Raw genomic sequence first — 18101 nt, 5'->3', positions numbered from 1 at the left:
CTACTCGGCGGGCCCCAGTGTCGCCGGGGGCGACGTGGGCGGCGTCGCGCGGACGATGGCGATCACCCGGTCCGTCGGCTGGAGTGGGCTCGCGTGCGGGTCGTCGTACGCGAGCAGCCGGTGCCCCCGCAGCACGCTGACGACGAGGTCCCCGGTCTCCCGGACGCCCTTCCCCACCTCGGCCCTGGTGATGGGCCGTTCGATCAGGTCGAGGCCGCTGCCCTGCTGGATCAGGTCCTCCATCACGGTGCCCGCGCTGGGGCTGAGCACCGACAGGCCCAGCAGCCGTCCGGCCGCGCTCGCGCTGGTGATGACGGCGTCGGCGCCGGACTGCCGCAGCAGCGGGGCGTTCTCCTCCTCGCGCACCGCCGCCACGATCTTCGCGCCGCGGTTGAGCTGGCGGGCCGTCAGGGTCACCAGGACCGCCGTGTCGTCGCGCTGGGTGGCGATGACCACCTGACGGGCCTTCTGGAGCTCGGCGCGCAGCAGCACGTCCGAACGGGTCGCGTCGCCGACCACGCCCGTGAGCCCCTCCGCGTTGGCGATGTCGATGACCTTCGCGCTGGGGTCGACGATCACCACCTGGTCCTTGGAGAGACCGGTGGCCAGCAGCGTCTGCAGGGCCGAGCGGCCCTTGGTGCCGAAGCCGACGACGACCGTGTGCTCGCGCAAGTTCTTCCTCCAGCGGTTCAGCCGCCACTCCTCCCGGGTCCGCTCCGTGAGGACTTCGAGGGTCGTGCCGACCAGGATGATCAGGAACACCACGCGCAGCGGCGTGATCAGCAGGACGTTGGCCAGCCGCGCGCCGTCGCCGTAGGGGACGATGTCGCCGTAGCCGGTGGTCGAGAGGGTCACCGTGGCGTAGTAGACGCAGTCGAGGAAGTCGACCCGGTCGTCGGCGTTGTCGTGGTAGCCCTCGCGGTCGATGTAGACGATGAGCACCGTGAGGGCCAGCACGAACAGGGCCATCAGCAGCCGCCGTGTGACCTGCCGCAGGGGCTTGGTGACCTCGCGCGTGGGCAGTTTGATCCGCCGGGAGACGAGTTTCTCGTCCGCTTGGCGGGCCATCGCGTCGTGGCCGTGAAGTTTCACGTGAAACATCCCCCCGCGGCCCAGGGCAGGTCGAGGACTTCCACGTCCTGTCCGGCCCGCACCCCGCCCGGCGGTACGACGATCAGCGCGTCCGAGGCGGCGATGCCGCGCAGCATCGCCGGACCGTTGTAGTGCAGCGGCACCGCGTGGTCGGCGGTGAGCAGGACCGGGACGAGCCGGGTGTCGTAGGGGTGGCCGGGTACGTCGTCCCGCGCGGGCGCGGTGTAGCGGTGGCGGGGCGGGCGCCCGGCCAGGGCGCGCAGCAGCGGTTCGGCGAGGGTGAGCAGGCCGGAGACGGCGGCCAGGGGGTTGCCGGGCAGCCCCACCAGGTGGCGGGCGGCCTTCTGGTCGGGGGCGCGGTCGGCCAGGCGGGCCAGGAGCATGGGGTGTCCGGGGCGTACGGCGACCCCGTCCACCAGCAGCTCGGCGCCCGCCCGGGTCAGCACGGGGTGGACGTGGTCGACGGGGCCGGAGGCGGTGCCGCCGGTGGTGACGACCACGTCGGCGGCGGAGCCGGTGACGGCCCGGTGGAGGGCTTCGGCGCCCTCGGGGTCGTCACCGAGGCGCCGGGTGGCGATGACCTCGGCGCCGAGCCGGGTGAGCCAGGGGCCGAGCATGGGGCTCAGGGCGTCCCGGATCAGTCCGTCGTGCGGGCGGCCCTCGGTGAGCAGCTCGTCGCCCAGCACCAGGATCTCCACGCGGGGCCGGGGCCGGGTGTGCAGCCGGTCGTACCCGGCGGCGGCGGCCAGGCCCAGGACGGCCGGGGTGACCAGGGCGCCGGCGGGCAGCAGCAGGTCTCCGGAACGGCACTCCTGGGCGCGCGGGCGGATGTCCTGGCCGGTCACCACCGCGCGGTCGGCGTGCAGGCGGCCCGTCGTCGTGTCGGTGTGGGCGTGCTCGCTGCGGATCACGGCGGTGGCGTCGGCCGGGACCCGGGCGCCGGTGGCGATCCGTACGGCCTCGCCGCAGTCGAGCGGCTGCGGGCGGTCGGAGCCCGCCAGGATCCCGCTGCCGCTGCGGACCGTCCAGGGCCCCGGTCCGGAAACGGCCCAGCCGTCCATGGCCGAGGTGTCGAAGGACGGCAGGTCGGTCAGCGCGTCCAGCGGGGTCACGAGTACCTCGCCGAGGGCTTCGGCGAGCGGGACGTGGTGGGTGCGGACGGGGGTCTGGGCCCCCGCGCGCGCCGCGCCGTCCACGGCGCGGGCCCAGGCGGTGGCCCGGTGCCCGCCCGCGTGCGGGGCCGACGGGGCGCGGCTGACCAGGGCGAGCGCCTGGTCGAGGTCCCGCTCCAGGCCCCCGTGCGCGGGGGCACCGGCCGCTTCCGCGGGACCGGTGCCGGGGGCCTGCGGTGCCACCGGCTCGGCGGACGGCGCGGTCGGCGCCGGCACCACGGCCGGCCCCGGTTCCGCAGGGCCCGGGTCCGCAGGGCCCGCGTCGGCGGGGCCCGCGTCGGCGGGGCCCGCGGCGTCGGTGTGGTGCCCCGTGTCGGCGTGCGCCGGGTCGGCGGAGGGTCCCGCGCCGGATCCGGCGGACGGGGCCGGGGCGGGGTCGTGCCGGGGGGCCGGGTCGTGCCGGGCGGTGGGGGACGCGGGGCCCGTCAGCGCGGCCAGGGCTTCGTCCAGGGCGCGCTCGGCATCGGTGGCGTCGGCGGGGGTCATCCTGTGCCCGTCCCGTCGGCGGGGTCCGCTTCGGCCGCCCACCGCAGCGCCAGGGCGGCGGCCTTGCGGGAGGCTTCGGCGACCGCTTCGGCCGGGTCGGCCCCGGTGGCTTCGGCATGCGCCGCCGCGTAGCCGACCAGGAAGGTGGTCAGCGGAGCGGCGGGACGGGCGACGCCGTGGGCGGCGTCACGGGCGAGGTCGAGCAGGGTCTTGGTGTCGACGGTGACGTCGATGCCCAGCTCGTTCTTGACGGCGGTGATCCATTCGTCCAGCACGGACCCATGCTCCCTGATCCGGGCACGCGCGGCCGCGAGATCGTCCCAGGTGTCGCAGTCGAAGGAGGCGAGGGGTCCGGCCGCGCTCACCCGGGCCAGGTCCAGTTCGGCGGTCAGCGCCCGCAGCGGCAGCCCGGTGAGGCTGCCGTGCTCGGCGGCCAGCAGGGCGGTCTCGCGGCGCAGCGATTCGCTCCGGTAGGCGGCGACGAGCGGCTGGTCCCGCCCGTCGGCGTCGCGCAGCAGGGCTCCGTCCACGGGGGTGCCCGCCGGTCCGGTCCCGGTGGCGGCGGCGCGCAGTGCCCGTATGGTCTCGCGGTCCAGGAACGGCAGGTCCGCGGAGAGCACGAGGACCAGCTCGCTGTCGGTGGACCGCAGGCCGGCGGCCAGCGCGGCCAGCGGGCCGCCCCCGGGGGGCTCCTCGCGGGCCCAGCGCACGGGACGGGACGTGGGGCGGCGGCCGCCGACCACCACGGTGGCGGTCGCGTCGGCGCAGGCGTCGAGCACCCGGTCGAGCAGGGACCGGCCCCCGACGCTCAGGGCGGGCTTGTCGGCGCCGCCGAGCCGTCGCGCGGCGCCACCGGCCAACACGATCGCGTGGTACGTCATGTCCCGAGTATGCGGGCGCCCCGCCGCCCCTTGCGGGGGTGGCGGGGCGTCACGATGCGCGGACGGCGAAGGGGCGTGCGTTCCGCGGCCCTACGGGCCTACAGGTACGGCCCGGAGCGGATGGCCCCGTGGCCGCCGTCCTCGTCGTCCTCGTGTCCGGAGCCGGGCGGCAGCGCGCGGCGCATCTGCTCCAACTGGGCCCGGGCGGCCATCTGCTGGGCGAACAGGGCGGTCTGGATGCCGTGGAAGAGGCCCTCCAGCCAGCCCACCAACTGGGCTTGCGCGATGCGCAGTTCCGCCTCAGAGGGAATGGCCTCCTCGGTGAACGGCAGCGAGAGCCGCTCCAGTTCCTCGACCAGCTCGGGGGCCAGGCCGTCTTCCAGCTCCTTGACCGACGCCGCGTGGATGTCCTTGAGGCGGACGCGGCTGGCCTCGTCGAGAGGGGCGGCGCGGACCTCTTCCAGGAGCTGCTTGATCATGCTGCCGATCCGCATGACCTTGGCGGGTTGTTCGACCATCTCCGTCACCGGGACCTCGCGAGACTCGTCGTCGGCGCCGCCGACCGCCGTCCCGTCCTGTCCCAGGATCAGGACGTGAGGGGGGCTGTCCTGCGACCGTTCACCACTCGGCATCTCCATGCCGACCATTGTCTCCCACACCTTCGTACTCACACGGTGTGCCCCCGGACAGGCGTGATCCACCCTGTCCGGGGGCACCGGGATCAGCCCGTGGCCCGGCGGGCCAGCGCGCCGCTGGAGCGGGTGACCAGCGCGGCGAGCAGGGCCGCCCCGAGCGGTACCACGACCAGCAGCTCGACGAGCGTCTGCCACGGCACCACGATGGGCACCCAGGGCGGCCCGCCCTCGGCTGCGCTCCAGTTGCCGTGGGCCACGCCGTACTCGTAGAGGCGCGTCACCTCGCGCCTCTGGACGAGCCGGAGCCCGGCGGCGGGCAGGATGCCCGAGGCGGATCCGAGCACCACACCCATCAGGGCGACCACCCCGCACTGGAAACCGCTCAGCGTGCGCCGCACCCGCGGGGGAGCGCCGACCGCGGTGAGGGTCTTCAGGTCGGCCTCCGAGTCCGCCTGGGCGAGTCCGGTGGCGATGCCGGCCGCACCGATGGTGACGAGACCGGCGAACAGGGTCAGGGCCAGCAGGGTCAGGTCGGAGGTGGGGTGGAAGCCCGCCTCGACGGACACCTCGGCGTCCGCGCCCATCCGGTCGAGGTCTCCGTCGAGCTTCTGGCGCTGGACGGAGGTCGCCGTGCCGTCGAGGGCGAAGTACGAGCCGAACGGAGCGGTGGCGATCTTGGCCGCCTGTACCGCGGCGGGCGGCAGGATCAGCTGGATCCCGTACGCCTCGGCGGAGTCCGGGGCCTGGTGGACGGGGAAGACACGGTCCTCGCCCGGTATCTCCTTGTGCTGGGACACCGCGGCGTCGGCCTTCACCGTGTCGGTGACCAGCCGGATGGTGACCTTGCCGTCCTTGACGTTGCGCTTGTCGAAGGAGACGGCGCGGCCCGAGGCGAGGGCCGACACCGTGCCCGGGTCGGTGACGGCGAGCGCGGTCAGCAGCTTCTGGTCGGCGACGACGGTCGTGTACCGGGCGAAGTGCTCGCTCTGTGCGCAACGCCAGTCGCCGCGGAGCTCCTTCTTCTTTTCCGGGCTGAAGGACGCGGGGCCGTGCTCCGCGTCGTCCAGCGGGCAGCGCTGTTCCTTGGGCACGACGACTTCGGCGCGGCCGCAGCCCGCAGCGCTGCCGCTGCCGGAGCGCTCGCAGCCGGCCTTGCCGACGACGAGCCGGTCCACGTCGGCCCGGACGGAGAGCGGGAACTGCCGGGACAGGGCCTCGCGGACGGCGGGCACGTCGCGATAGGCGCCCTCCTCGTTGACGATGACGGTGCCGGATCCGGCGGGGAGCTTGGCGACGTACTCGTGAGCCGCCTGCACGTCCTTGCTGTGCTGGTACGTCGCCACGGCGACCGTGCCGGCCACGGCGGCCAGGACGGCGGCCACCGCGGGGGCCGTGCGCCCGCGGTTGCGCACCGCGTCGCGCAGCGCGAGCCGCGGCGAGAGCGGCAGCCAGCGCCCGGCCCGGCCGAACAGGCCGACCAGCATGGGGGTCATGGCGACGAGGCCCAGCTCGGCGATGGCGCTGCCGCCCGCGACGACCGCGAAGCCCCTGCCGGACACCGTGCCGAAGAGGATGATGGCCGCGCCCCCGAGGAGGGCGAGCAGGCCGAGGAACGGCAGGATCCGGTTGGACCTGCGGACCCCGCGGCGGCCGGTGAGCGAGGCGAGGACGGTCTGCCGCGAGGCGGTGACGGCCGGCACGATCGCGGCCAGGACGCCGGTCAGCACGGCCAGGAGGGCGATCCCGGCGAGTTCCAGCGGCCTGAGGTCGAAGCCGGCGAAGCGGACGCCGAGCTGTTCCTCCAGCAGCGGCCGCAGGGCGACGGTGAGCGCCACGCCGATGCCGGTGCCGATGACGGCGGCGGTGGCGCCCAGCACCAGGCCGCCCGAGAGCACGATCGACCGGATGTGCCGCCGGTCGCCGCCGTTGGCGCCGACCAGGCCGAGCTGGCGGCGCGAGCGGCGGGCGCCGACCGCGAAGGCGGGACCGGCCAGCAGGCAGATCTCCAGCATGGCGAGGCCGACCACGGTCGCGGCGATGGCCAGCTCGGTCGACCGGTCGTTCAGGTCGGGGAAGGCGTTCCGGCTCTCCTGCTGGAACAGCGGCACCTCGGAGTCGGCCGGAGGCTTCAGCGTCACCGCGCGGGAGAGGACCGTCGCGCCCTTGGTGTTGGCCTCCTTGACCATGTTCCACGTGAAACCATCGCCGCCGACCTTCACGAAGTAGGTGTCGGTGGCCCGGAGCGGGAACAGTCCGGCCTCGGTGAGGGCGCGGGCGAGCGGGTCGATCAGCGTCCCGGGCGGGGCGAGGATCTCCGTGGTCTTGAGGGAGTTGGGCAGTTCGTACGCGCCGACGATCCGGTACGAGGTCTGCATGCCGCGCGGGGTGACCTCGGAGCCGATGGAGTACCCGGCTTCGGACAGGAACGCGTGGGTGGCGAGGATCTCCCCGGGCTGCTGCGGCAGCCGGCCGCCGTCCAGCGTGAACATGCCCTTGACCAGCGGGCTTGCCGGGTCTATTTCGCGCAGCTGGGTGCTCAGCAGGCCGTGCGTGGTGCGCATCTTGCCGTGGCCGAGGCTGTTCTTGACGCTTTCGGCGCCCGCCGGGATCGCGGCCTTGGCGTTGTCCTGGTCCTCGGCGTCCTTGGGCGGGGTGTAGTCCTTGTAGCCGCCCACCGGCGCGTAGTTCTCGCCGTCGGGCTGCTGGTAGATGGGGGTGCCCATGCCCGTGGAGCGCAGCTCGGCGTCGGCGGTGCCGAGCTTGCGGTCCAGCGCCTGGCCGGGGGAGAGCGCGGCGCTGCGCAGGGTCAGGTCGGCGGCGCTCACCCCGATGATGGGCAGGGCCAGCATGGAGAGGACCAGGACGCTGCGGCCCTTGGCGCGCCAGGCGTCGCGGCGCGCGATCCGCAGGGCGGCGATCCAGGAGTGGTACCAGGTCCTCACAGGGCGGGCCCCAGTCCGGACAGGAGGGAGTCGGCCTGGGAACGCATGGTCTCGTCGACCACGCGGCCGTCGCGCAGGAAGACCACCCGGTCCGCCCAGGCCGCGAAGCGCGGTTCGTGGGTGACCAGGATCCCCGCGGCTCCCGCTTCGCAGCGGGAGCGCAGCAGTCCGAGGACGGACTCGCCGGTCTCGGAGTCCAGGGCGCCCGTCGGTTCGTCGGCCAGGACCAGGCGCCGGTCGCCGACCAGGGCCCGGGCGATGGCCACGCGCTGCTGCTGGCCCCCGGACATCTCGTCGGGGAACCGGTCGGCGAGATGGCCGAGGCCCATCTCCTCCAGGGCGGCCAGGGCGGAGATCCGGGCCTTGCGGGCGGAGGTGCCGTCCAGCTCGCGGGGCAGGGACACGTTCTCGGCGGCGGTGAGGGCCGGTATGAGGTTGTAGTCCTGGAAGACGTAGCCGATGCTGCGCCGGCGCAGGGCGGCCAGCTGCTTGCGGCTCGCCGTGGTGATGTCGGTTCCCTCGACGACGACCCGGCCGCTGGTGGGGGTGTCGAGACCGCCCGCGAGGGTCAGCAGGGTGGATTTGCCGGAGCCTGAGGGGCCCATGACGGCGACGAGTTCGCCCGGGTACACGGAGAGGTTGATGCCGCGCAGGGCGTGCACCTCGGTGGCGCCGCTTCCGTGCGTGCGGACGAGCTGGTCGAGCTGGAGGACGGGCTGTTGCTGCCGGGCGGGACGGCTGGGGTACGGGTGCTGGTCATGCATGCGGAAGTCCCCCTTGGGACGGCTGTGCGGTGGAGGTGAGGGAGGCGGTGGCGGCCGGAGGCGGTCCGGGCGCCGGGGAGGCCGTCGGTGGTGCGGGCGGCACGGCTCCCCGCTCGGCCAGGACGGAGAGCCGCACCAGCCGCGATTCGGAGTGGTCGAGCCAGCGGGCCTCGGCCTCGGTCTGGAAGATCAGCTGCTCCACGACGAGCAGCCAGGCCACGTCGTCGCGTTCCTCGGACATTCCGCTCTCGATGGCGGCGAGCGCCCGGGCCTTGAGCCGGGTGTAGTCCTGCATGGCCCGGATCGTGGCGTGGCGCTGGGCCTGGATGACGGCGCGGATGTCCACGCCGGGCGTGCCCACGGCCATGGCGAGCTTGATCGACAGCTCGTCGCGGGGCGGGTTGGCGCGGTCGACGGGCCGCTCGTACCAGTCGCGCAGTTCCTCGCGTCCGGTAGCGGTGATGGCGTAGAGGGTGTGGCCCGCGGCGTCCTCGCCGCCGGGCGCGACGAGACCGTCGCGCTCCAGCCGGGCGAGGGTCGTGTAGACCTGCCCGACGTTCAGCGGCCAGGTGGAGCCGGTACGGGATTCGAACTCGGTGCGCAGCTGTGAGCCGTACCGAGGTCCCCGTTCCAGGAGGGCGAGGAGGCCATGGCGGATAGACATACTCAGTATGTATACCGAGTATGTTCAGCCGGACAACCGCCTTGAGTCGTACGTCCTGAGGGGGAGGGCGCTCTGAACGGGGCCGGATCAGCCCCGGCGGAGCCGCACGCCCATGTACCCCAGACCCACTCCCATCAGGGCGAACCCCGTGCCGAGCGGCAGTATGTGCGCCGCCAGATCGGCGGCCCGCTCGTTGACTCCGGTGCCCATGGCCCGGGCCCGCGGCGGGGGCGGCGGACTCGGTTCGGTGCGCGGCGGCGGCGCCACCTGCTCGGCGGTGCGCGGTCGCAGCGGAAGTGGACGCGAGGCCAGGACGGCCTCCGGGTCGGCGGGCTCGGTGGCGGGCCGGCCGGGGTGCTCGCGTCCGGCGCCCGCGGCGCTGCCCGCGAGTTCGTCGTCCCCGGGCCCCTCGAACCCGGGCAGCAGGTAGTGCGCGGGAACGGGGGCGTCGTGCCGGGCGGGAACGGCGGCGAGGGGGGAGGCGCCGGCCGGCGCCGCGGCCAGGGCCAGGGACGCGGGCACCAGGACGGAGAAGGCCAGCGCGGCGAAGGCGGGCGCGGTCCCGGCGAGGCGGCGGAGGTACTGCGTCACGGGGGCCCCTCCCGTCCCGAGCGACCGAGATGTCCCGCTCAGATTTACACGGTGGGGCAAAAGCGGCATCCCGGGCACCCCATCAGGGTGGCCCGGGATGCGGGAGCGTCCTGCGCAGGCGCCGTTACTGGGGGTCTCCGGTGGAGACGACCAGCGTGAACTCGGCGCCTTCCTTCGGCACGTCGGTGTTCGCCGCCGGCAGCTGCTCCAGCACCGTGTCCTGGCCGTACACCGCCTCGTCGCGGGTCTGAATGGTGAACTTCCACCCCGCGGCCTGGATGCACTCCTTCACCGAGCGGAGGTTCTTGTACCGGAAGTCCGGGGCGTTGACCTTGGCCGCGTCCTTGAACGACTTGGACGCTTCCTTGCACTTCGCCACGTCGATGGTGCGGGTGGTGTCCGGGCCCTTGTGACCGGCCTTGGCGGACGGCGAGCCACTGGCGGAGGAGGCCGAGGACGGGGAGTCCCCGCCCTTGTCGTCCGAGTTCAGGGAGATGGCCGTGATCAGACCGCCGATGGCGAGCAGGGCCACCACGATCGCGCCCACGATCACCGGGGTGTTCCGGCCGTTGCCCGCACCGGCGCCGCCACCGCTCGCGGACCCGCTACCGGTCACCGGGGAGATGGTGAAGGGGGGCGGGGTCTGCGGCGCGTGCGGCGCGTACTGACCGTGCTGCTGCGGCATCGGCGGCGGCGTGTGCTGCTGCTGCGGCGGCGGGTAGGCGTACCCGTGCGGCGGCGGTGTCTGCTGGTGCTGCGGCGCGGGCGCGTACGGCGAGGGCTGGTAGGGCTGCTGCACGGGCTGGTGCGGCGGCGACTGGAAGCCGGAGTCCACCGGCGGGAAGACCGCCGAGGACACGCCGGCGCCGCTGCTCACGGGCGCACCCGGGACGATCGAGGGGGCCCCGGTCTGCCCCGCGGACAGCACCCGCAGCACCTCGTCGCGCATGGCGGCGGCCGTGGGGAAGCGCTCGTTCGGGTTCTTCTTCAGTGCGCGGGCGACGAGCGAGTCCATGGCGGGCGTCACGGCGCGGTTGATGGAGGACGGCATGACCGGCTCCTCCTGCACGTGCGCGTACGCGATCGCCAGCGGCGAGTCCGCCTCGAACGGCAGCCGGCCCGTCAGCAGCTGGAAGAGCATGATGCCGACCGAGTAGAGGTCGGAGCGGGCGTCGACGGCCCGGCCGAGCGCCTGCTCGGGGGAGAGGTACTGGGGGGTGCCCACGACCATGCCGGTCTGGGTCATCGAGGTGACCCCGGACTGCATGGCGCGCGCGATGCCGAAGTCCATCACCTTGACCACGCCGCGCTTGGTCATCATCACGTTGCCCGGCTTGATGTCCCGGTGGACCAGGCCCATCTCGTGGCTGGTCTCCAGGGCGGCCAGCACGTCGCCGGTCACCTTCAGCGCCTTGTCGGCGGGCATCGCGCCGTACTGCGTGACGTCCGACTGGAGGGCCGCGCCGAGCGGCTGCCCCTCGACGTACTCCATGACGATGTACGGCATGAGCATGCCGTCCAGGTCACCCTCGCCGGTATCGAACACCGAGACGATGTTGGTGTGCGACAGTTTGGCTACAGCCTGCGCCTCGCGCCGGAAGCGCTCGCGGAAGGACTGCTCGCGGCCCAGCTCGCTGTGGAGCGTCTTGATCGCGACCTGCCGGTCGAGCGCCGAGTCGTAGGCGAGGTAGACGGACGCCATGCCGCCCTCGCCGAGCAAGTCCCGCAGCTGGTAACGGCCACCGGCCAAGGACCCGCCTGCGTACCGGCCCTCAGTACCGTCCTGGCTCATGACTGTTGCTTCCCCTCGGGCGGCGTGCGTGCGCGTCTGGCACAGCGCATATCGCGCCTAGTCTGCCGGAGGGCAAGCCCACGTCAAGCCAGGTGCCCGTTCCGTGACCACACGGGGACAGGGCGCTCGACCCGGTCGGCGAGTCGCGCGGAGGCTGTAGCGTTCATCGGAGCACTCCGAACAAGGCCCGCCGCTCGTGCGGCCGAGAGAGACGACGGCGAGGACTGATGGCACCCGAACCCGAGGGAAACGGCGCCGGGATGGCTGATGGTCCTGAGCACTGGGGCGCCGGCGGGATCGTGGGTGACGGCCGCTACCGGCTGACCCACCGTCTGGGCCGCGGCGGCATGGCGGAGGTGTTCGCCGCCGAGGACGTGCGCCTCGGGCGGACCGTCGCCGTGAAGCTGCTGCGCGCGGACCTCGCCGAGGACCCGGTCTCCAAGGCCCGCTTCACCCGCGAGGCACAGTCGGTCGCGGGCCTCAACCACCACGCCGTGGTCGCCGTGTACGACTCGGGCGAGGACCGCGTCGGCCCGAACGTCGTCCCGTACATCGTGATGGAGCTGGTCGAGGGCCGCACCATCCGCGACCTGCTGATCAGCGCCGACGCCCCGGGCCCCGAGCAGGCGCTCATCATCGTGTCCGGCGTGCTGGAGGCCCTGGCCTACTCGCACCAGCACGGCATCGTGCACCGCGACATCAAGCCCGCCAACGTCATCATCACCAACACCGGCGCGGTGAAGGTGATGGACTTCGGCATCGCGCGCGCCCTGCACGGCGTGCAGTCGACGATGACCCAGACCGGCATGGTCATGGGCACCCCGCAGTACCTCTCCCCGGAGCAGGCCCTCGGCAAGGCCGTCGACCACCGCTCGGACCTGTACGCCACCGGCTGCCTGCTGTACGAACTGCTCGCACTGCGGCCCCCCTTCACCGGCGAGACCCCGCTGTCGGTGGTCTACCAGCACGTGCAGGACGCGCCCGTACCGCCCTCCCAGCTGCCCGAGGGCCACACGATCCCGCAGGAACTCGACGGACTGGTCATGCGGTCCCTCGCCAAGGACCCGGACGACCGGTTCCAGAGCGCCGAGGAGATGCGCGGCCTGGTCGGCTACGCCCTCCAGATGCTCCAGGAGCAGGGCGCCAACACGGGCACCTGGAACACCGGGCCGGTCACCATGGCGCTGCCGAACGGCCGGGGCGGCGCCGCGACCGCGGCCATGCCGATGGGCAACAACGGCGGGTACCCCTCGCACTCCACGACCTCGCAGTTCCAGCAGCCGATGGTGCCGCCGCTGAACCCGGACGACGGCTCGGCCTTCCCCGGCGGCGGTGGCTACCACGACGGAGGCCAGGGTCACGGGCAGGGGCAGGGCGGCAACGGCGGCGGCCGCTGGAAGATGGTCCTGTTCGCGGTCCTCGCGGTGATCGCCATCGCGGCCGGCGTGGTCTTCGCCCTGGACAAGACGGGTGACAAGGGCGGCGGCGCCGGCAAGCCCGAGCAGAGCAGCTCGCAGAGCCCGCAGAGCAGCGCGCAGTCCACGCCGAGCAGCCCCGAGACCACCCCGTCGGACTCGCCGGAAACCTACGGCCCGCGCGAGAGCTACTCGTCGACACCGAGCCGTCCGCGGACATCGTCGAGCTACAGCGCGTCGCCGACGCCGACCGCCACGGAGTCGTCGAGCGAGCCGTCGGACACGCCGAGCCCGACGCCGACGAAGACGCATGCGTCGAAGCCGCCGTCGAGCACTCCGACGACGGGGGACGGGCGCAACAACGGCTTCGAGGAGTAGAGAACACCTTTACGGGCCCGGCGCAATTTCTTCCGCCGGGCCCGTAAACGTTGCGTGATGCGCTGCGAAAGAGCTGGTCAGAGGGCGTGCTCGTAGTCCCGGTCCGGATTTCCGACCAGGGCGTGGACCGTCACGAACTGCGGCTCGATGCGCATGTAGACGGGGTCGAAGACCGCGCCGTCCATGAAATGCGGAGCCGGACCGAAGAGTTCCAGCTCGGCGGTGGCCGGCTCGACGACCCGGGCCGTTCCGGTGAACTCCACCGACCACAGCCGCGGGTCCCCGCTGTTGAAGTTGTCCGCCCCGTAGGCCACCACGCTGCCGTTGCAGGCGTGGTGGTAGCCGAAGCCCGCGTGCATCCTCAGCACCACCCGCCCGTCGACCACGATGTGGCGGGCGAGGGCGAGGAAGGGCAGCGCGCGCATGCTCGTGGCGACACGGCCGTACGGCACCCGGCGCAGGAGTTCGATGGCGTGGCGTTCCTCAGGGGACATGCCGTCCACTGTCCGGTACCGGCGCGGCGCCGGAAAAGAGGAGCCCGCCCCCACCATCGAGGACCTTGGTCCCGAGTCGGACGGGCCGCCCCGTGGAATCCGGGGCAGGGCCGTTACCGCACGCCCTGACGCTTCTCGGCCTGCAGGCGCGCCACGTAGGCGGCGGCCTGGGACCGGCGCTCCATGCCCAGCTTGGACAGCAGGCTGGAGACGTAGTTCTTGATCGTCTTCTCGGCCAGGTGCAGCCGCTCGCCGATCACGCGGTTCGTCAGGCCCTCGCCGATCAGATCCAGGATCTTGCGTTCCTGGTCGGTGAGGTTCGAGAGGCGGTCGTCGCCCTTCCCGTTCTTGCCGTCGCGCAGCCGCTCCAGCACCCGCGCCGTGGCGACGGGGTCCAGCAGCGACTTGCCCGCCGCCACGTCGCGGACGGCGTGCAGCAGCTCGTTGCCGCGGATGGCCTTCAGGACGTACCCGGAGGCCCCGGCCATGATCGCGTCGAACAGCGCCTCGTCATCGGCGAACGAGGTCAGCATCAGGCACTTGATGTCCTCGTCCTGGGAGCGCACCTCGCGGCAGACCTCGACTCCGCTGCCGTCGGGCAGGCGCACGTCGAGCACGGCGACGTCGGGCCGGGTGGCCGGGATCCGCACCAGCGCGTCCGCCGCCGTACCGGCTTCGCCGACGATCTCGATGTCCTCTTCGACCGACAAGAGCTCATAGACCCCTCGCCGTACCACTTCGTGGTCGTCCAGGAGGAATACCTTGATTTTTCCGTCTTCGCGCACGGATTCAGTTTCACACACTCACCCCTTCCCTGCCGCAAGACGCCGGGATAACGTGCCGTTGTTCCGGCCCCCTGCAAGGCTGTGACCAGTGGTTGTTCCCGGATCCTCGGATTTACTTGGAAATCCAAGCAAAATCGCAGGTCAAACGGGGTTTCGCAGATATGCGGCCCACTGGGTAACGTGCATTGCGCAGGGCACTCGCCGGGGCACCTGTCACGCCGGAATCCCCACCGCGACGCACCCACCCCGTGCGCGCGCACGGATTTCGGCGAGCCGCACTGGTCCCCGGAGAACCCGGGTGCCGGACCGACGGAGGAGCACACGTGACCGTGGAGAGCACTGCCGCGCGCAAGCCGCGACGCAGCAGCGGCACCAAGCGAGCGGCCGGCGCCGCGAGCGCCGGCAAGAACGCCGCTGCCGCAGCCGCCGCCCAGAGTGCCGAGCCGCAGCTGGTACAGCTGCTGACGCCCGAGGGGACCCGGGTCTCGGCCGCGGACCATCCCGAGAACGCGGAATTCCTGGCCTTCGTCGAGGACATCACGGGAGACGACCTGCGCGGTCTCTACCGCGACATGGTCCTCACGCGTCGTTTCGACGGCGAGGCCACCGCGCTCCAGCGCCAGGGCGAGCTGGGCCTGTGGGCCTCCCTGCTGGGCCAGGAAGCCGCCCAGATCGGCAGCGCCCGCGCGCTGAACGACGAGGACTACGTCTTTCCCACCTACCGCGAGCACGGTGTGGCGTGGTGCCGGGGAGTCGACCCGACGAACCTGCTGGGCATGTTCCGCGGTGTGAACCACGGCGGCTGGGACCCGAACCTCAACAACTTCCACCTGTACACGATCGTGATCGGCTCGCAGACGCTGCACGCGACCGGTTACGCCATGGGTGTGGCCAAGGACGGCGCCGACTCCGCGGTCATCGCGTACTTCGGCGACGGCGCCTCCAGCCAGGGCGACGTGGCCGAGGCGTTCACCTTCTCGGCCGTCTACAACGCCCCCGTGGTGTTCTTCTGCCAGAACAACCAGTGGGCCATCTCCGAGCCCACCGAGCGCCAGATGCGCGTACCGCTCTACCAGCGCGCCCAGGGCTTCGGCTTCCCGGGCGTACGGGTCGACGGCAACGACGTCCTGGCCTGCCTGGCCGTGACCCGCTGGGCCCTGGACCGCGCCCGCCGGGGCGAGGGCCCGACGCTGGTCGAGGCGTTCACGTACCGCATGGGCGCCCACACCACCTCGGACGACCCGACGAAGTACCGGCGGGACGAGGAGCGCGCGGCCTGGGAGGTCAAGGACCCGATCCTGCGCCTGAAGACCCACCTGCTCGCGAGCGGGTTCGCCGACGAGGCGTTCTTCGAGGAGCTGGAGACCGAGAGCGAGGCCCTCGGCAAGCACGTCCGCGAGGTCGTGCGGGCCATGCCCGACCCGGACACCATGGCGATCTTCGAGAACGTCTATGCCGACGGGCACGCGCTCGTCGACGAGGAGCGCGCCCAGTTCGCCGCCTACCTCGCGTCCTTCGAGGGTGGGGAGTGACCATGCCGGTACAGAAACTGACCATCGCCAAGGCGCTCAACGACTCGCTGCGCAAGGCTCTGGAGACCGACCCCAAGGTCCTCATCATGGGCGAGGACGTCGGCAAGCTCGGCGGCGTCTTCCGGATCACCGACGGCCTGCAGAAGGACTTCGGCGAGGAGCGGGTCATCGACACCCCGCTCGCCGAGTCGGGCATCGTCGGCACCGCGATCGGGCTCGCGCTGCGCGGCTACCGGCCCGTGGTGGAGATCCAGTTCGACGGTTTCGTCTTCCCCGCCTACGACCAGATCGTCACGCAGCTCGCGAAGATGCACGCGCGTTCGCTGGGCACGATCAAGATGCCGATCGTCATCCGGATCCCGTACGCGGGCGGCATCGGCGCGGTCGAGCACCACTCCGAGTCCCCCGAGGCGCTGTTCGCGCACGTGGCGGGCCTCAAGGTGGTCTCGCCCTCGAACGCGGCGGACGCCTACTGGATGCTCCAGCAGGCGATCCAGAGCGACGACCCGGTGATCTTCTTCGAGCCGAAGCGCCGCTACTGGGACAAGGGCGAGGTCGACGTCGAGGCGATCCCCGGCGAGCTGCACAAGGCGCGGGTCGCGCGGGAGGGGTCGGACGTGACCCTGGCCGCGTACGGCCCGATGGTCAAGGTGTGCCTGGAAGCGGCCGCGGCCGCCGCCGAGGAGGGCAAGTCGGTCGAGGTCCTGGACCTGCGGTCGATGTCCCCGGTGGACTTCGACGGCATCCAGGCCTCGGCGGAGAAGACCCGCCGCCTGGTCGTCGTGCACGAGGCGCCCGTGTTCCTGGGCGTCGGCTCGGAGATCGCCGCGCGGATCACGGAGCGGTGCTTCTACCACCTGGAGGCGCCGGTGCTGCGCGTGGGCGGATTCCACGCGCCGTACCCGCCGGCCCGCCTGGAGGACGAGTACCTGCCCGGCCTGGACCGGGTGCTCGACGCCGTCGACCGCTCGCTGGCGTACTGAGGAGATTTTCGTGACGATCAGCGAATTCAAGATGCCCGACGTGGGCGAGGGGCTCACCGAGGCCGAGATCCTCAAGTGGTTCGTCCAGCCCGGGGACACGGTCACGGACGGCCAGGTGGTCTGCGAGGTCGAGACGGCGAAGGCGGCCGTCGAGCTGCCGATCCCCTTCGACGGCGTGGTCCACGAACTGCGCTTCGCCGAGGGGACGACGGTCGACGTCGGCGAGGTGATCATCTCGGTGCGGACCGGCGGCGGTGACGCAGCGGCGGCTCCGGCCGAAGCCGTTGCCCCCGCCCCGGCCGCGGCTGCTCCCGAGGCGGAGGCCGCGCCCGCCGCGCGCCAGGCCGTCCTCGTCGGCTACGGCGTTTCCACCGCGTCCACCAAGCGCCGCCCGCGCAAGGCGGCGCCGGCGGCGGCCGTGTCCGCCCCGGCGGCTCCGGCCGCCCCGGTCGTGCCGGCCCCGGCGGCTCCGCCGGCCGCGGCCGCGGCGCTGAACGGGAACGGCGGCCACGGGTACGGCGGTCACGGGCAGGCGGGCGCCGAGCGCCCGCTGGCCAAGCCGCCCGTACGCAAGCTGGCCAAGGACCTCGGCATCGACCTGGCGGCCATCGTGCCCACCGGCGAGGGCGGCGTCGTGACCCGCGAGGACGTGCACGCGGCGGCCACCGCCGCGTCGGCTCCGCAGCCGGTCGCACCCGAGTCCTCCCCCGCCGCCGCTCCCGCCGTGCAGACCGGGGCCCCGGCCGCGACGGCTCCGGCGGCGCCGGGTGCGCGGGAGACCCGTATCCCGGTCAAGGGCGTCCGCAAGGTCACGGCCCAGGCCATGGTCGCCTCGGCCTTCACCGCGCCGCACGTCACCGAGTTCATCACGCTCGACGTGACGCGCACGATGAAGCTCGTCCAGGAGCTGAAGGACGACCCGGACATGGCGGGGCTGCGGATCAACCCGCTGCTGCTCATCGCCAAGGCCGTGCTCATCGCCATCCGCCGGAACCCGGACGTCAACGCGTCCTGGGACGAGGCGGCCCAGGAGATCGTGCTCAAGCACTACGTGAACCTGGGCATCGCGGCGGCCACCCCGCGCGGTCTGATCGTGCCGAACGTGAAGGACGCGCACGCCAAGACGCTGGCGGAGCTGTCGCAGGGCCTGTCCGACCTGGTGGCCACCGCCCGCGAGGGCAAGACGTCCCCGTCGGACATGCAGGGCGGCACCATCACCATCACCAACGTGGGCGTCTTCGGCGTCGACACCGGTACGCCCATCCTGAACCCCGGCGAGTCCGCGATCCTCGCGGTCGGGGCGATCAAGCTCCAGCCGTGGGTGCACAAGGGCAAGGTGAAGGCGCGTCAGGTCACCACCCTGGCGCTGTCCTTCGACCACCGTCTCATCGACGGTGAGCTGGGCTCCCGGTTCCTCGCGGACATCGCGGCGGTCCTGGAGCACCCGAAGCGCCTGGTCACCTGGGCCTGACGGGCTGCTGAACCCTGCCGATGG

At 72.7% G+C, this 18101-nt stretch carries 15 protein-coding genes; 4 read left to right on the top strand and 11 right to left on the bottom strand.

Translation table 11 applies throughout. The features are described 5' to 3' along the window. The 9 genes from AC0693_RS22700 to AC0693_RS22660 all read right to left on the bottom strand — a co-directional run bounded on the left by AC0693_RS22700 (position 1) and on the right by AC0693_RS22660 (position 11019). A complete protein-coding gene (locus AC0693_RS22700; RefSeq protein WP_478802699.1) occupies positions 1–1101 on the bottom strand; it encodes a potassium channel family protein in 1101 nt (366 codons plus the stop codon). Beyond that, on the bottom strand, positions 1089–2750 hold the full coding sequence (locus AC0693_RS22695; RefSeq protein ID WP_478802698.1) for a molybdopterin molybdotransferase MoeA: 1662 nt from the start codon (positions 2748–2750) through the stop codon (positions 1089–1091). Before AC0693_RS22695 ends, AC0693_RS22700 begins: the two co-directional genes overlap by 13 nt. Next, complete coding sequence (locus tag AC0693_RS22690) at positions 2747–3631, bottom strand: NTP transferase domain-containing protein (protein WP_478802697.1); 885 nt, start codon at positions 3629–3631, stop codon at positions 2747–2749. Before AC0693_RS22690 ends, AC0693_RS22695 begins: the two co-directional genes overlap by 4 nt. Before the next feature lie 98 nt (positions 3632–3729). After that, the gene (locus AC0693_RS22685; protein ID WP_356403019.1) at positions 3730–4269 is read right to left on the bottom strand and encodes a bacterial proteasome activator family protein; all 540 of its coding nucleotides are present in this window, start codon (positions 4267–4269) and stop codon (positions 3730–3732) included. 83 nt (positions 4270–4352) lie between these two features. Further along, a complete protein-coding gene (locus AC0693_RS22680; protein WP_478802696.1) occupies positions 4353–7208 on the bottom strand; it encodes an ABC transporter permease in 2856 nt (951 codons plus the stop codon). Continuing rightward, positions 7205–7972 carry an ABC transporter ATP-binding protein gene (locus tag AC0693_RS22675; protein WP_356403013.1) on the bottom strand — a complete coding sequence of 256 codons (768 nt, stop codon included), beginning with the start codon at positions 7970–7972 and terminating at the stop codon, positions 7205–7207. The genes AC0693_RS22680 and AC0693_RS22675 overlap by 4 nt, the downstream gene beginning before the upstream one ends. Further along, positions 7965–8636 (bottom strand): PadR family transcriptional regulator, encoded by a 672-nt coding sequence (locus tag AC0693_RS22670; protein ID WP_469316008.1) that lies wholly within the window; start codon positions 8634–8636, stop codon positions 7965–7967. Before AC0693_RS22670 ends, AC0693_RS22675 begins: the two co-directional genes overlap by 8 nt. An 87-nt stretch (positions 8637–8723) precedes the next feature. Next, positions 8724–9227 carry a hypothetical protein gene (locus tag AC0693_RS22665; RefSeq protein WP_478802695.1) on the bottom strand — a complete coding sequence of 168 codons (504 nt, stop codon included), beginning with the start codon at positions 9225–9227 and terminating at the stop codon, positions 8724–8726. 124 nt (positions 9228–9351) lie between these two features. Then, positions 9352–11019: a protein kinase domain-containing protein gene (locus tag AC0693_RS22660; RefSeq protein WP_478802694.1), complete on the bottom strand. Its 1668-nt coding sequence runs from the start codon at positions 11017–11019 to the stop codon at positions 9352–9354. A gap of 227 nt (positions 11020–11246) precedes the next feature. On the opposite strand from AC0693_RS22660, the gene AC0693_RS22655 reads away from it, so the two are divergent. Next, on the top strand, positions 11247–12812 hold the full coding sequence (locus AC0693_RS22655; protein WP_478738144.1) for a protein kinase domain-containing protein: 1566 nt from the start codon (positions 11247–11249) through the stop codon (positions 12810–12812). A gap of 77 nt (positions 12813–12889) precedes the next feature. Here AC0693_RS22655 and AC0693_RS22650 read toward each other — a convergent pair whose 3' ends face one another. Beyond that, positions 12890–13306 (bottom strand): pyridoxamine 5'-phosphate oxidase family protein, encoded by a 417-nt coding sequence (locus AC0693_RS22650; protein WP_478802693.1) that lies wholly within the window; start codon positions 13304–13306, stop codon positions 12890–12892. 113 nt (positions 13307–13419) lie between these two features. Further along, complete coding sequence (locus AC0693_RS22645; RefSeq protein ID WP_356402996.1) at positions 13420–14091, bottom strand: response regulator transcription factor; 672 nt, start codon at positions 14089–14091, stop codon at positions 13420–13422. A 323-nt stretch (positions 14092–14414) separates the two neighbouring features. On the opposite strand from AC0693_RS22645, the gene pdhA reads away from it, so the two are divergent. From pdhA to AC0693_RS22630, 3 genes are read left to right on the top strand one after another with little or no spacing between them, the layout of a single operon-like run. Then, positions 14415–15623, top strand: coding sequence for a pyruvate dehydrogenase (acetyl-transferring) E1 component subunit alpha (pdhA, locus tag AC0693_RS22640; RefSeq protein ID WP_356402993.1), 1209 nt, complete (start codon positions 14415–14417; stop codon positions 15621–15623). A gap of 2 nt (positions 15624–15625) precedes the next feature. Continuing rightward, positions 15626–16606, top strand: coding sequence for an alpha-ketoacid dehydrogenase subunit beta (locus AC0693_RS22635; RefSeq protein WP_468467100.1), 981 nt, complete (start codon positions 15626–15628; stop codon positions 16604–16606). Between the two features lie 31 nt (positions 16607–16637). Next, a complete protein-coding gene (locus AC0693_RS22630) occupies positions 16638–18077 on the top strand; it encodes a dihydrolipoamide acetyltransferase family protein (RefSeq protein WP_478802832.1) in 1440 nt (479 codons plus the stop codon). Positions 18078–18101 lie beyond the last annotated feature (24 nt).

It is taken from the genome of Streptomyces sp. NPDC043876 (assembly GCF_056435825.1).
This window is presented reverse-complemented; position numbering and strand designations above follow the sequence as displayed.

Bases quoted from the DNA above. Each gene is read 5' to 3' on its own strand.
- AC0693_RS22700 (WP_478802699.1), bottom strand. From the start codon at position 1,101: ATGTTTCACGTGAAACTTCACGGCCACGACGCGATGGCCCGCCAAGCG.
- AC0693_RS22695 (WP_478802698.1), bottom strand. From the start codon at position 2,750: ATGACCCCCGCCGACGCCACCGATGCCGAGCGCGCCCTGGACGAAGCC.
- AC0693_RS22690 (WP_478802697.1), bottom strand. From the start codon at position 3,631: ATGACGTACCACGCGATCGTGTTGGCCGGTGGCGCCGCGCGACGGCTC.
- AC0693_RS22685 (WP_356403019.1), bottom strand. From the start codon at position 4,269: ATGGAGATGCCGAGTGGTGAACGGTCGCAGGACAGCCCCCCTCACGTC.
- AC0693_RS22675 (WP_356403013.1), bottom strand. From the start codon at position 7,972: ATGCATGACCAGCACCCGTACCCCAGCCGTCCCGCCCGGCAGCAACAG.
- AC0693_RS22670 (WP_469316008.1), bottom strand. From the start codon at position 8,636: ATGTCTATCCGCCATGGCCTCCTCGCCCTCCTGGAACGGGGACCTCGG.
- AC0693_RS22660 (WP_478802694.1), bottom strand. From the start codon at position 11,019: ATGAGCCAGGACGGTACTGAGGGCCGGTACGCAGGCGGGTCCTTGGCC.
- AC0693_RS22655 (WP_478738144.1), top strand. From the start codon at position 11,247: ATGGCACCCGAACCCGAGGGAAACGGCGCCGGGATGGCTGATGGTCCT.
- AC0693_RS22650 (WP_478802693.1), bottom strand. From the start codon at position 13,306: ATGTCCCCTGAGGAACGCCACGCCATCGAACTCCTGCGCCGGGTGCCG.
- AC0693_RS22635 (WP_468467100.1), top strand. From the start codon at position 15,626: ATGCCGGTACAGAAACTGACCATCGCCAAGGCGCTCAACGACTCGCTG.
- AC0693_RS22630 (WP_478802832.1), top strand. From the start codon at position 16,638: ATGCCCGACGTGGGCGAGGGGCTCACCGAGGCCGAGATCCTCAAGTGG.